We start from the raw sequence: 14393 nt of genomic DNA, 5'->3' as shown, positions 1-14393 counted from the left end.
CCTTTTGTATGTTATAACATGTTAAAATATAATATAACATACTAACAGTTGAATTCAATAGGCGACAGTTAAATGATGTAAGTAACTCCTTCACATATTTATCCATACTAAATGGAAAATATTACGGGAGTTACAGATCAAAGAAGTCATATTTGTCTATACAATAAAAAAACGAAAACTTTCTCCAACAACACTTCTTTTGCTTGGCGAGAATGTAATACTTCACCAGTCATTCTCAAGTTACGCGACGAGGTCATATGCCCAATAGGGCTTATAAGATGCTGTGAGACAACAATAATCCGTGAAGAGGTATTATTGCTCCGTGAAGAGGTAGTGATCATTCAGGGCTCTATGAGATATTAATGTGCGTATATAACACTGCGCTATATTGAGAATGATTATTAATATCAGGAGGGATGAGATGAACAACACATCTGAAGTGTCCGGACTAATGCAAGTAACGAAGGAGCGCAAAGGTCTGCTGATTACAGCAAGTATCTTCTCGACCCTGTCGAGTCTATTGCAGATTGTTCCTTTTGTCGGGGTGTACAAGATCGTCGAGGAACTGCTAACACATGCGGGGCAACCCTCTGCTATGGACAGAGATCTGTTGATCTATTGGGGGATCGTCGCATTTGTAGCCCTGATTGGAGGGCTTATTGCGCTCTATATCGGGGGGATGTGCTCACACATCGCTGCGTTCAACATTTTGTACCAGCTCAGAGTGAGACTTGCGGAACATGTTGCCAAAGTACCCATGGGGTATCACACCCGGACGGCAACCGGTGAGCTGAAGAAGATCATCGAAGTCAGTGTGGAAAAAATTGAGAAATTTATCGCCCATCAGTTGCCGGATCTGGTCAGTGCGATTGTCATTCCACTGATGCTGCTGGGATACTTATTTTGGCTCGATTATCGTATGGCGCTGACGCTGTTGGTCCCGATCGGAATCGGGTTCTGGCTGCAAAGTCGTATTTTTCGCAGTGAACGCGGCCGTCAGGCTTATCGTGATTTTCAACTGGCCATTGAAGAGATGAATGCGACGGGTGTTGAATACGTGAGAGGTATGCCAGCGGTGAAAGTATTTGGGATAACAGCCGATTCGTTTCTGACTTTTAAACAGGCGGTGACGCGTTATCGGGATATTTCGTTGAGAATAACAGATCTTTGTAAAACATCTTACGGGCTGTTTTTTGTGATCATGATCTCGTTATTTACCTTCATCGTTCCGGTGGGTATTCTGCTGTCGAGTGGAAATGCGGGCAATCAGTCGTTTGCGATCACGTTTATTCTGTTTCTGATCATTACCCCGAGTCTATCTGCTCCGTTATTGAAGTTAATGTATCTGGGTAGTGGGATGCGAGAGATTGTGGAAGGACAGAAACGGATTGAATCGGTGTTTGCCGAGCCGATTGTACAAGAACCTGAATTGCCTAAAGTTCCGGATACATATGAGGTTGCCTTTCGTCAGGTATCGTTTGCTTATGAGCGTAAGGAGAGCGAAGCATATAAACCCGTACTTGAACAGATTGATTTTGTAGCCAAGGCAGGAGAGATGACCGCACTTGTCGGACCTTCTGGTGGAGGAAAATCAACCATTGCGAATCTATTGCTTCGTTTCTGGGATGTACAGGAAGGTGAGATTACGATTGGTGGTATTCCGATTCAGGAGATGGGTACGGAGAAACTGATGGATACCGTGTCCTTTGTATTTCAGGATGTACATCTGTTCTACGATACGATTGAAGAAAATATTCGGATGGGCAATACATCAGCTTCATTACAGGACGTTATAGCGGTGGCTCAAACTGCTTGCTGTCATGAGTTTATTGAGAAGCTGGATTCTGGATATGACACCAAGATCGGAGAAGGTGGCACGTACCTGTCCGGCGGTGAAGCACAGCGAATTGCGATTGCACGGGCGTTGCTCAAAAATGCGCCCATTTTGGTCCTGGATGAAGCGACGGCCTACGCAGATGCAGAGAATGAGCACAAGATCCAGCAAGGTCTAGCCCAACTGGTTCAAGGCAAAACAGTCCTGATTATTGCTCATCGTCTAACAACGATTCGTGCAGCCGAGCAAATACTCGTGATCCGCAAGGGAACGATTGCCGAGCGTGGGACACATGATCAATTGCGTGCAATAGGCGGAGTATATGAGCACATGTGGCAGGCCCATATCAGTGCGGCTTCCTGGAAGCTTGGAGGTACAGTGCGATGAAGAATTATCTATACAATATATCTGGCGGTAACCCGCGTAGTCTGCTTCCTTCGGTAATTGCAGCGATTCTGGACGGGATTGCAAAGATTGTTCCTGCGGCGCTGCTTGTGGACATATTCAATACGATCTATAAGTCTTTCGCTGATCCGGACAAAGGATTGGATATCAACCGAATGTGGATTGTATGCTGCATCTTGTTTGTCTGGATTCTGGTGGAGTATGCGGCTTACGCCTCACTCTATGACAAGACCTATCGGGCAGCATACAGCCTCGCGGCCTCAGGAAGATTGAAGCTGGCAGAACATATTCGCCATCTGTCGTTAGGATTTTTCGGGAAACGTGATCCTGGAGATCTGACGAACCTGATCTTGAGTGATTATGGTCAGGTCGAGCATACGATCTCTCACAATCTGTCGCAGCTGATCAGCGCGATTGTGCTTCCGGTACTCGCTTTTGGCGGACTTCTGTTGGTGGATTGGAGAATGGCCGTAGCCATGTTTATTGCGGTTCCTTTAGGTGTGGCTCTGCTATGGCTTACGGATTCGATTCAGGCACGACTGAGTGAGAACCATGTTCGAGCCAAAAACGAAGCCGCCAGTCGGCTGCAGGAGTATCTGAGCGGCATTCGTGAGATTAAGGCCCACAATATGGGGGGCAAACGTTTTGAACGGCTGCGTCGTTCTTTTGACGAATTGAAATCCGCTTCCATTCGGTTGGAAGGCATTATGGGACCAATGATTATGGGCGCGATGTTGCTTGCACGATCAGGTATGACGTGGATGATTCTCGTGGGCAGTTATTTGCTTGCAGGCGGAGAGTTGTCGTTACCGGTATTTCTGTTATTTTTGCTGGTAGGCACAAAGGTATTCGAACCGCTAACGGTTGTACTGATGAGTTATGGGGAGATGCGGTATTCTGCGTATAGTGCTAGACGCATTATGGATGTGCAGCAGGAGGCCCCGATGGCAGGAACGGGAGATGTACAACCAAATCAGGCGATTTCATTCGACCGGGTGACCTTTGGATATGATGATCAGAAGCCGGTGTTGAAAGACTTGTCGTTTACGATTGAGCCACATACGATTACTGCCTTGGTTGGTCCATCCGGTAGTGGTAAGAGTACTGTCACACGTCTCATTGCACGTTTCTGGGATGTACAGCAAGGAACCATTCGCATTGGTGGCAGACCCGTTGATCAGATGGACCCCGAGAAACTGTTGCAGGATATCTCTGTGGTCTTCCAGGACGTGTATCTGTTCCAGGATACAATCGGCAACAACATTCGTGTAGGAAAGAAAGACGCTACGCAATTCGAGATTGAGGAGGCAGCACGCAGAGCTTGTTGTCATGAGTTTATCTCCAGTCTGCCTCAAGGGTATGATACGCTCGTTGGCGAGGGTGGATCGACGTTATCTGGTGGGGAGAAACAGCGTATTTCCATTGCACGTGCCTTGTTAAAAAATGCATCGATCGTATTGCTTGACGAAGCCACCGCTTCACTTGATCCGGAGAACGAAGCCGCGGTGCAGCAAGCGATTAATGAGCTAGTCGCGGACAAGACGGTTATTTTGATTGCGCATCGATTAAAGACCATTCAGAATGCCGATCAGATCCTTGTATTGGACCATGGTCAGCTCGTAGAGCAAGGAACTCATGCGCATTTGTTAGATCACTCAGGCATCTACGCTCGGTTGTGGCAATTACAACAGAATGCGGAAGGCTGGCAGGTAAAAGTGAACGGATAAATGAGTTCGTTGAGATAGATAAAGTAACTGAAGCAAATAAGCCTGATGTGGCTAATGAACTGACATAAAAGGAGAATGACAACGATGTTTAAACGAATTCCTATATGGATTGCACTATGCTGTATGCTCACCTTGGCGGCCTGTGGAACGAATCAGACCACCAGTGAAGTGGCCACCTCCTCAGAGGGAACAGCACAAGCAACGACCAAATTGATTACCAACCCAAATGGAGAAGAGATTACGATCCCTTTGAATCCAGAGCGCATTGTTGATCTATCCGGCTCTACTGAAGAGCTACTGATCATTGGGAAAACACCTGTTGCAACGATGAGCGCGGATTACGGTAACCCGGAGGAAATCACACCAACCATTAAGGATCAGCTGAGTGCAGATACTGTTAATCTGGGCTGGTATGGTTCACCGTTCAGCATTGAAGCAATAGCGGGGGCCAATCCGGATCTGATTATTCTGGGAAAGGATTTTAACACGGATCAGTATGAAACTTTATCCAAAATTGCACCTACAATTGCATTGCCATACTCCTACTATGATTGGAGAGAACGTCTGACATTCTTGGCAGATACGTTTGGAGAAGAAAGCAAGAAAGATGAATATCTGGCCAAGTATGATGCGAAATCTGCAGATTGGAAACAAAAGCTGGAGGCGGCTGTACATGGTGAATCCTTTGCCGTAATTGAGACATATCCAAACAACCTGGTCATCTATTCCAATAAAGGGGCAGCTGAGATGTTATACGGTGAATGGGGCCAGAAGCGCACAGAGGGTATCCCTGATCCAGAGGGCTGGGGCGGCAAACAGATCGCACTGGAGGCCCTGGTTTCGGTCAATCCGGATCGCCTGTTGCTGATGGAGAATAGTGAGAACAAGATGGTCGATAGCAAAGTGTGGAATAACATGAACGCAGTGAAAAATGGAAAAATCTATAAAATCTCCAATGTCGATAATTATAATTATTCGTACACAGCGATGGGGAGAATGGAGCTTATGGACCGTTTGGGTACGATGATTCTGGAAGGTCAAAAGTAAAGTAGGTGGATTAGAGTATTGACTATGGATTAACTTTAACATTCAACAGAACTAATGGCGCCTATGTGTGATTGTGTAATTTGTTCGAAATCATGTAACTTGAGCGGTTCTGGCTACGTTTAGACATAGGGGTGATCTAATGTTGGTGAACGCAGTTCAACGGTACATGGTATTAGCATTTATATTTATCGGTATAAGCTTAACGGCAGGCCTCATTCTTGAAAGGATTGAAGGATACCAAATTACAACGACAGAGTATTACGGCTTACGTAATCTAGGGGCCTGATATACATTTTGTCGCTCATCCTGGGGTTCGGTCACTATTTACTGGCTTTTTATATTGTTATTCTTAGCCCGATCGCATGGTTGTTGCGGAAATATGTACGCTTTCCTATGGTGAGAACCATCATCTATATGGTTGGGTTTGGATGGGGCGGGCTGTGGGTTTTTGATCTCATGTACAACCCATATTTCGTGAATGGATACCATCTGAACCGAATGACATCGATATGGATATTTGCCATCGCAGGTTTAGTCTATGCCATCATGGAGAATAAGCTCTTGCGAAGAGGGCAGATGCTGAATGAACAGAAGGCTACTTAACAAAAGTTGAGTAGCCTTTTTGGTTTACATAATTATTATTGTGTTTATGTTGGGAGTGAGGAGCCGCATTAATTAAGAACGATAAAGTAAGAATAAGTAGTAAACACGGACAGCAGCAGTTAAGATAAATTCGATAGTTTGTTATAAAATTCACAAAGGGTGCAAGTGATAAGAAATAGGAGTTATATCGTAAATAGGTAAAATTTTCTGTTATACTATCTGAGTTGTGTACATAAAGTTAGATATTTTATGAAGGGAGTTCATGAAGTAATTTAGCCGTTCAGTTTAAAATTGTAGTTTGGAGGAAAGCATTTTGTATAAAGCAGGTTTTTGGATTAGATTAGGAGCAAATGTGTTGGATAGTCTTATTATTTCAATTCCGTTAGTGATTATTGCAGGTATTCTTACGGGTAACTTTGATACGGATGAGCCGATTGCCAAACTGCTTAGTGCGTTATACTCAATTTTATTACCAGTTTACTGGTATGGTCGAACCATCGGAAAACGTATATGTGGAATTCGAATACGACAATACGATACACACGAACCGCCAAAAATTGGTACGATGCTGATGCGAGTTGTTGTGGCTGGACTTGTGTACGTATTAACTTTGGGTATCGGAGTTATAGTGAGTGCTTTTATGGTCGGTTTGCGTGAGGATCGACGTGCGATTCATGACTTCGTAGCAGGAACAGAAGTAGTTTGGGATTAACTCTCGAAGATTATAAAGAATTGGCTGTACAGGGGTAAAAATCACTGTGCAGCTTTTAAATCACTAGTACTATTTCACAAAACTCGTATTTTGTACATATGTATATAAAGCAATAACATAGTTATCATAGTCATTAATCCTTATCTCCAGGTGTCGGAGGACAAGAACATTGTTCCTTAAAAGACAAGAACATTGTCCCATTGCCGTACCCCATCATTTTTATCCCAATAAAAAAACCCGTAATCTCATCATATCACACAAGATTAACGGGTATTAAAAAAACTTAGTTTTTTGACATAAGTTTCAACTGAATTTTGGAGTATTTTATTTTCAACATCTTTGTCACCTCTGATTAGGATTGCAACCGCTTGAGGTGTATAAGACTTCATAGTATAAGTATCACGTATGGCACTTTCGTATTGATATGGGCAAACATATTTGTAAGCTGGCACTTCTTCATTTTCAAAATGGTGATACTCAACACAATTTGATGAGCTTTTCTCAATAAAATTATATTTAAAAGCTATTATTGGAAAAGAGCGATCTCTCATCTCATTTACTTCGTTCCAAGAAGGTGCGCTAATTTTTTTACTTCTCTCCCCTGCTATCTCCAGCCAAGCATTGAAGAAATTTTCACTAAATTGGATTATTATTTTTTCCATAATCCAAAAAAGAATCTTTGTATCAATACATTGTTGAGTTTTCATTTGAAAACTTACAATTTGTTCGGAGAAATACTCTAGGTAACCTTCAATCAGTAAAGGTGCTTCCTCAGACGTGTGAATTTTCCCATTCTCATCATAGAAATGTTCTTTCTTGAGAAGAGCTTTTCTCCAAAAAACATATGCATAAGCGTAAGGGCATATCTCAGGAAATTCAGCCATATCATTTATTTTTCTAAGTTCCATCAATTGAGTTATGCAATGTTGATGTTTCCCGAGGAGATTCTTTAATAACTTGTCTTCGACTTGTTTAAACGTCTTTAAGTAATTTCTCAACAATTTTTTTTGAAACCGTTGAGAATAATAATCATTTTGATGAAGAGGTTCTATTGATTCAATATGTTTAGTTTCCTTGGGCTCGGCTTTAATTAACAGCTTCAGGCTGCAATGTTGCTCATGGACGATCCATCTAGGTTGTATATCTAATTGATGCATGTTCGATCTTATCCATTCTAAAATAGCTTGATCTATTTGCTCTGGTGCTTTCCATTCATTCCAACTGGATATATGAAAGGAAGCAATAGTAAACCCGCACTTACATTTGAAAGCATAACCCAACTGCTTATTAGACAGTAAAAAAGGTATGGTCTCATTACAATCAGGACAGCTTTTAACCAGATTAAGATTATGAAATGCACATTTGTCTAAAAGCTTAAACTGGTGAAGCCAAGAATGAAAACCTTTTTCCATACACTTTGGGCACCAATGCAGTTTTTCATGAAACCAGTGGTTCCGTGAATTGTATAATCCATGGAATGGCGCAATCAACGCATGAATTATATTTTTATTGTGTTCTAACAAATCGAAATCCAGTGCTTGATGAAGTTTTTGAAGATCAAATCCGTTTAGAAGCAAGAGATTTCGATGATAGTCTCCAATGTGCTGTTTAATATTTTTTACTCTTGAAATACCAAAAACTTTTAGAACCTCATTTCGATCTACAAGGTTAACTAAAGACAATTTTTCAAAAACTGACCAGGGTGATTCGTAATCATTGACCCATTCTTTTCTCCAAACGATTTTCATTCATTATCTCCCCTCTGTGCTAGTGCCATGTAAATTTCAGATTCTATATAACCCGTAAGCTTAATCGCTTCCAACCACTGTTGTGAAGTAATCCATTCTAGCTGATCCCCATGTGTTCCAAAAATTTTTAAAGCATTCTCCACAGCATAAGTAAAGTACTCCATAGGAATTTCAAGCTTTGATTTGACACCGTGTTCCCGACGAAGATCCATAAATTGACGATAGATAATGCCAGCATCCTTTTCAAGACGCTGCCCTTTATCATACCCTTCCGGGAAAAAGTAACGTGTGAAGCTACATTCGCTGTGTTCAGGATACTCGGATATTTCGGGTGAATCGTAGCAGTGAAGTACACTTCTGATATCTTCTAGTGAAGTGATTCCAAAAAAACGATGCTCGTGAGTCATAAATCGTCCGATGATTTGTGATTTACGTTGGCCAAGAAAAAACGTTCGTCTACTCAATAACTCTTCTTGACCCACAGAAATTACGGACATGCTAATCTTTGCTCGATCTAGTTGATTGTAAATATCCATTAGCCATTGATAATGAGCTTCAGTTAAGTTTTGCCCTTCATCCATAATTACTATGACTCTTCTCGTGCCGGATGTCTCAGCTTTTTCTTTTAATAAGTTAACAATTTGATTTCTCAAATCTCCTGGTTTTCTTCGTGATACAAACGGAAAATCAAAATCATATAGAAGGTCAGAATAGAACTTCTCTTCACTAGGAAACCTGTATGTGTTACTGTTGGCTATAAAAATGGGGATAGGCGCGTTTATAAAATTTGGTAGATTCTCAAGAGCAAATTTTAATGCAGTTGTCTTACCTAAACGGGGGCGTCCATATACAATCATTCCAGGTAATCGATTCGTTACAATCTTTTTAAGATTCTCCATCAAACGAAGTACTTCTTTAGTTGGAAGCATATAGTGTCCTACTTCAATAGGGTGTGTCCCAACAGCTATGAGTTGTTTATCCATGTCTATCTTCTCCTTTATTATTACATCTTGGTCTTAAACTGTTTTAACATGCGTTCGTAATTTTCCATCTCATTGAGCTTGTCTCTATTGATTTGCTCTTCCCGAGCTTTATCAAGCAGCTCATTTTGGAAACTTGCTTCTTCCAAAGCTTTAGTTTGTTCAGCGGGTGGATTGACAGGTTTATAAGCACTCTCTTCATTTACACGAACTTGTTTATTAACCATTTGTTTAGATTTTTTCTGACTCATGAGATAGTTAGTATAGACAAAAATGGGATCATCCCAAGTTGTGAGATGTAGCACTTTGTTCTTAACTAAAGAATTGATGGATTTTCTTGTTTGTAGGGAATGTGCAGTTAAAGACCATCTTCCGCTCGCTGTCAAATATCCAAATTCGCTTCCATCGGGCAGATATGCTTTCAATGTACGAAGATCATCAACATTTACATGCAGTAAGAGATCCGTATTTAACAAGTATGCTGAATTCGCAAGTTGGTCACTACGATACGGAACACCTTCATATTGAATATACGGCTTCTTTCCTGATTTCAATGATCCTCGTACAGTTCGTTTTTGGATCGTTTGCATAAAGAGTATCTCCGATCTTTTCTCTTCTTCTAGAAGTCTTGGGGTTAGCCCCGAAACTTTCATTCTTTTCTCAAGGAGCTCTAAGGGAGTTTGATGATAAATTCCCCCATGAGGAGTTCCGTTATAATTTGAGATTAATACATCAATGAGTTGTTTTAGATGCTCGTACGTGATATTTAGCTGGATGGCTTGTTGTTCAGGATCTTTTCTTCTCGGATCCTTGGGTTCACTTCCTGTGGTATTGGGTAAACGATGAAATCCATTTTCCTCCAATGTTTTAAAAAATCGTTCGATAATTCCCCTCCTCATAGGAAGAGCTACCGGCCCTAAATTCATAAAACAACCAATTAAATTCTCAAGGCGATCTTTTACCATTTGAGCATAGTGAGATTTGGCATTATCTAAGCAAATAATATCCCAAACTGCCCAAGCTATTTCTGGGAACTTTTCTGAGGGGAACCCCCCCACTGGATGGTAAGTTAATCCTGGTATCGTGAGTTCTAGTTGTTTATGAGGTATTACAGCATTACGTGCACAATGCATAACATCACTTGCACTGTATTCTTGATTTAAACTAATGGAGTATCCCAATATATTTCGTGTAGCTACATCAATAATTGTAAGGATCCAAAAGCGCCTTAGTATTCTAGTTACGGTGTCCCCTTCAGGTGTAGTCAGTTCTACAGCAAAGAAACCATCAATTCGGTGAGCATCAAATTGAACTTTTTGAAATGGAAATAAGTTTGAAATTTGATTTTGTTGCCCTTCTCCAACATGCCTTGCTTTTTGTGATGCGTCGTCCACAAAACGCTTTGTCGATCTACAAAAATCTTCATAGGAAATTCGTCTAAGATACCGTTGTACTGCTTTATATCCCATCCACTCTGTATTCAACGGATAATCTGCTTGTGTGATTCCTTTCTTACGGCATTCCTCAATAAAGCGTTTATGAATATACTTTACTTTCATAACCGGCTCTAGAGAGCGTCTCTTTCTCCCGAGAAACAGGTCCTCCAGAAGATCTTTAATATCAGGATATCTATCCAAGAATCGATTGAATTCGCCCGTTTTTCGCCCGTTTTTTTGGTTCCTATTGAATACATCCAGCTGATATTCGTTCACATTCTTCTGGGGAATCAAGGCTCTGAATCCCCAAACTATACCTGTTTGATCATATTGCATACAACGCTTGATGAACCTTCTGACGTTTTGACGAACTATTCCTGTTTCCTGCTTGATCTCTTCTAAGCTAACTCTCTGAAAGTACATCATCACAGCTTTTTTACGATTAATATAAATAAGACGTACTGAATGTTCGAGTGTGCTTTCATCCACTGTTGGCCAAAGTTCTGGATTCATTTGTTCTAGTGCTAACCCGCTTTGTTCATAAACTCGCTCTTTACTCACATGTATACACCTCCAAACCTTTCCCGAAAATTTGATCTTCGATGTTTCCACAAACACGTCCTTCATAAAACAACCATTTAAGCGCTAGATAAACCTGCTCTGCTGAATATTGAGGTAATTCTTGAATGATGTCTGAGATTTTCCTCTTTTTAAATGAAACACCATTAAATACATCTAAAATACATGTTGGCTTATTACTGTTGAGGACTGCTGTCACAATGGATGTCCTGTTCTCTATAGAATGCAATCCGCTCCTGATGTTTTTTTCAGTACGAACTTCATAGGATTTATTATTAATCCTACACCATTCTCGTTGTGCCTCAATCTGACGTTTTGTTCGATCATATTTAGGATGATTTGAAGTAAGTTCCTTCTCATATTTGACTTCGACAAAGGTTTCTGTACCATCTCGATTCAAAATCCACATGTCAAATATGCTTGTACGTAGTTGACCCTTCAAAACATATGATATTTTTAAAGGTTGCTCACAGTACGTTATAACCTTAGGGTTCGTCTCTACGGTAAGCCAGTGATCAAACTCCAAATCACTGTATAGTTCAATATTGCGTTTCCCTACTTTATTTCCTCGTGAAGTCCAATAATTATTTCCATACTTTTTACTTCGTGAAATCTTGAGAGGGAGATACTTGGTGTCATGATATTCCTCCACAAAGACCCTCCCTTTCTCATTTTGTTTAATGTATGAACAAAAAAACGATTTTTTATACTCCACCTATGTATATCTAGTGTCTCTCTATGAACATACTAAGAAGTAATAGAATTATAGACGGAGGGATTCAAATGTCAGAAGAAGAGTTCTATAAGTGGTTGGGAGAATGTCTAAGAGACCTTCGAAAGTCAAAAAAGCAAACACAAGAAGAGATTTGTCAGAGTTATCCTCTTGCCCGTTCTTCCCTAGCCAATATTGAGCGAGGTAGGCATATGATTAGTGCATATAACTTATATCTGTTGCTTCATGTTCTAGATATTCCTTTGGAATCTATATTTGATAATCTATCGTATGAAGGAAGAACTAAATCATAGATGTATAAAATGAAATGGGAATACAGGTAGTTACTAACTTTTTTGAGCAAGCTTGATGCGAAAGTCTCTCCTTTCAAGTCCGTCAGAATAAACGAAATAATGAAGCACTAGAGAAATATCTAATTTGTCTAGTATTATCAAATGAGTATCGTTACAAGTCAGCCTTATCTTAGCCAGATAAGGCTCTTTTGGTTTCACAAAAAATAGCTCCTAGTTGATCTTTTTAGTTAAGTTTTTCTTCAGCTCCTTTAACTTATTTAATTCCTTATGATAATGTTCTACTTCTTCCAAATTCAAATCTTCAATATTAACCCACATAGCCAAACTTACCTCCTGGTGTTTTAAAGATATAATAATTATGGCTTCATAATAGTTGTGTAGTACACAACAGGTATCTTCCACTGTCCTTCCTTTCTCGCTAGTACAAACCATTTCTTTTTAATCACTGCTCGGTTTGTGTAAAATCGACCATTAAACAAAATCCCTTGAGCTGTTATGGTAGCAATTCCAACATCTGCTTTTAGGTGATTTGTCATCCCATCCACCTCCTTTATCATGTATGCCCAAACAAATTGATATATAAAATTATCATTTTAATTAAATAATCTATATACATTAATGTATCGAAGGTTTCCCATTGTTTAGACTGAATTAGAGGTGTGGCAATGAACGAACCTGTTTTAAGATTAGTAGGACAGCGTGTTCGCGAATTTCGGAAAAAACAAGGATATTCGCAGGAAGAATTAGGCGAAATGGCTGGTTTTCACTTCTCCTACATCGGGGGCGTTGAACGTGCCGAGAAAAATATTACCTTGTTAAATCTCCAGAAAATTGCGGATGCTCTTCAAGTCAATGTCCATGAACTTTTTTATTACAGCAAGTATGTTAAGACTGGAAAAAGTGATAAAGAGAAATTTCTAAACGAAATCAATGAGAAGCTTTGGTCTATGAAATCTTCCGATCTAAAAAAGGTTAACCTGTTCTTATCTGAATTTTTTGATAGTTAAGACAAGAAAGGCCGATGTCTCTGACATCGGCCTTCTTTGTTTCAAATTTATATTTCCCACGCTGCTTCACTTTGTAAGTTAATCCAAGAGTATCTATTATTCTGCTGAACTAATCCCTCCATCATATTGCGCTCACTTTTTAATGTTAAAAGCAAATATTTCGTTTGGATGTTCTCCACCTGTAGATGCTTATACACTTGTGACAATGAAAAGTATCCTCTAGCTGCATATAATCTTACTTGTTCCATATTAATCTTTCCGCTTCGTTGTAGCAGCTTCCCCCCTCCCATTTTATATGCAGCATCGGTATCAATGTTTGGATCTGGAATTACTACACTTAGCTTCCCTACAGGTAAGGTTACGTTGTGCTGATTCGTGCGCAACATCTCCTTACATGCCAGATTACGAATAGATTCCCAATGTTCAACAAAGCTAGAATAGATCCTTTTATAATGCTTCCATTGGTCTAAGAGGTCGTATATATTTTTGTTGGTTACATACTTTCTGTATAGACTGAGTTCCTCTTCATTGTGGCCACCATTTCCTCTAATTGGAGTAAATCTTAAATATTCGTTGCCAACCGTACAGAAATCTTGAAGCGATAATTTCTCTGTTTCATTTAATTGTTTTAATTTAATCCGGACCACTTTGGACAGAACTCCATGATTCTCTAATAAGTCGAACAATTGTGGATTTTTCATATCATAGTGTTTATTTGCAATGAATTTTCCAACAACACCATGCTCAGTCCACTCAAGTCGTTGAAGTCCCAGGAATGATTGATATTCACCAATGACTTGTCTCAGCAATTGTATTTTTGCACCTGTGGAGTTCATTTGCTCATAGTGTGATGATTGAACAAATTGAATGATGTTCTCTATACTCACTAATCTATTCTCCTTTGTGATCAGATTAGTGAGTGGTATTGACCATTGTTATTTGTTTTATACAACGTGTACTTTGAAAAAACAATGAAAGTATTATTTTTATGTTTAAAGAACCTCCCCTTAAAATAAGAGGAGGTTCCAGGAATTTAGATTTAATTAATAGGTGTACGTGCTTTGTTCTTTAATTAATGACTAAGTAATTTATACAGCAGAAACGTTACCCAAAAAATCCAACACCATTTTATCAGCTTCTCCAAACTACGTTTCATCATTAAACGACTCCTATAATCCTGGGAGCACTTACACCTATATATGCATTATAATTAGAAACTTGGTTGATTACAACCTATCCTGCGGCTAATTATCGCCTTTTTACATAAATCCTCTTCCCTATTTAATTCA

The 14393-nt window shown here is 39.9% G+C and carries 13 protein-coding genes; 7 read left to right on the top strand and 6 right to left on the bottom strand.

The genetic code is table 11. The features are described from left to right. Positions 1-421 precede the first annotated feature (421 nt). From MKY87_RS02225 to MKY87_RS02205, 5 genes are all read left to right on the top strand, one after another. The gene (locus MKY87_RS02225) at positions 422-2221 is read left to right on the top strand and encodes an ABC transporter ATP-binding protein (protein WP_340962733.1); all 1800 of its coding nucleotides are present in this window, start codon (positions 422-424) and stop codon (positions 2219-2221) included. Beyond that, a complete protein-coding gene (locus MKY87_RS02220; protein WP_340962731.1) occupies positions 2218-3966 on the top strand; it encodes an ABC transporter ATP-binding protein in 1749 nt (582 codons plus the stop codon). The genes MKY87_RS02225 and MKY87_RS02220 overlap by 4 nt, the downstream gene beginning before the upstream one ends. 84 nt (positions 3967-4050) lie before the next feature. Next, positions 4051-5013, top strand: coding sequence for an ABC transporter substrate-binding protein (locus tag MKY87_RS02215; RefSeq protein WP_340962729.1), 963 nt, complete (start codon positions 4051-4053; stop codon positions 5011-5013). 393 nt (positions 5014-5406) lie between these two features. Beyond that, positions 5407-5616 carry a hypothetical protein gene (locus MKY87_RS02210; RefSeq protein ID WP_340962728.1) on the top strand — a complete coding sequence of 70 codons (210 nt, stop codon included), beginning with the start codon at positions 5407-5409 and terminating at the stop codon, positions 5614-5616. A gap of 313 nt (positions 5617-5929) precedes the next feature. Further along, entirely contained in the window at positions 5930-6328 is a 399-nt protein-coding gene (locus MKY87_RS02205; protein WP_445669407.1) for an RDD family protein, read from the top strand. A 263-nt stretch (positions 6329-6591) separates the two neighbouring features. Here MKY87_RS02205 and MKY87_RS02200 read toward each other — a convergent pair whose 3' ends face one another. Genes MKY87_RS02200 through MKY87_RS02185 form a run of 4 tightly spaced genes read right to left on the bottom strand, consistent with a single transcriptional unit; the run spans position 6592 to position 11723 of the window. Continuing rightward, positions 6592-8076 carry a hypothetical protein gene (locus MKY87_RS02200; protein ID WP_340962727.1) on the bottom strand — a complete coding sequence of 495 codons (1485 nt, stop codon included), beginning with the start codon at positions 8074-8076 and terminating at the stop codon, positions 6592-6594. Then, positions 8073-9059: an ATP-binding protein gene (locus tag MKY87_RS02195; protein WP_340962725.1), complete on the bottom strand. Its 987-nt coding sequence runs from the start codon at positions 9057-9059 to the stop codon at positions 8073-8075. Before MKY87_RS02195 ends, MKY87_RS02200 begins: the two co-directional genes overlap by 4 nt. A gap of 20 nt (positions 9060-9079) precedes the next feature. Further along, positions 9080-11053, bottom strand: a complete 1974-nt coding sequence (locus MKY87_RS02190; protein WP_340962723.1) for a hypothetical protein — start codon at positions 11051-11053, stop codon at positions 9080-9082. After that, entirely contained in the window at positions 11046-11723 is a 678-nt protein-coding gene (locus MKY87_RS02185) for a Tn7 transposase TnsA N-terminal domain-containing protein (protein ID WP_340962722.1), read from the bottom strand. Before MKY87_RS02185 ends, MKY87_RS02190 begins: the two co-directional genes overlap by 8 nt. Positions 11724-11854: 131 nt before the next feature. Here MKY87_RS02185 and MKY87_RS02180 point away from each other — a divergent pair, with 131 nt between their 5' ends. Further along, positions 11855-12097 (top strand): helix-turn-helix transcriptional regulator, encoded by a 243-nt coding sequence (locus tag MKY87_RS02180; RefSeq protein WP_184185466.1) that lies wholly within the window; start codon positions 11855-11857, stop codon positions 12095-12097. A gap of 356 nt (positions 12098-12453) precedes the next feature. On the opposite strand, the gene MKY87_RS02175 is transcribed toward MKY87_RS02180, so the two are convergent. Beyond that, entirely contained in the window at positions 12454-12633 is a 180-nt protein-coding gene (locus MKY87_RS02175; protein ID WP_340962721.1) for a hypothetical protein, read from the bottom strand. A gap of 129 nt (positions 12634-12762) precedes the next feature. Here MKY87_RS02175 and MKY87_RS02170 point away from each other — a divergent pair, with 129 nt between their 5' ends. Next, the gene (locus MKY87_RS02170; RefSeq protein WP_340962720.1) at positions 12763-13104 is read left to right on the top strand and encodes a helix-turn-helix domain-containing protein; all 342 of its coding nucleotides are present in this window, start codon (positions 12763-12765) and stop codon (positions 13102-13104) included. A 47-nt stretch (positions 13105-13151) separates the two neighbouring features. On the opposite strand, the gene MKY87_RS02165 is transcribed toward MKY87_RS02170, so the two are convergent. Next, positions 13152-13991 (bottom strand): hypothetical protein, encoded by an 840-nt coding sequence (locus tag MKY87_RS02165; protein ID WP_340962719.1) that lies wholly within the window; start codon positions 13989-13991, stop codon positions 13152-13154. Positions 13992-14393 lie beyond the last annotated feature (402 nt).

It is taken from the genome of Paenibacillus sp. FSL R7-0198, from assembly GCF_038000415.1.
Classification (GTDB): Bacteria; Bacillota; Bacilli; order Paenibacillales; family Paenibacillaceae; genus Paenibacillus.
Note: the sequence above shows the minus strand (reverse complement) of the source record. Positions and strands in the feature narration are given on the sequence as shown.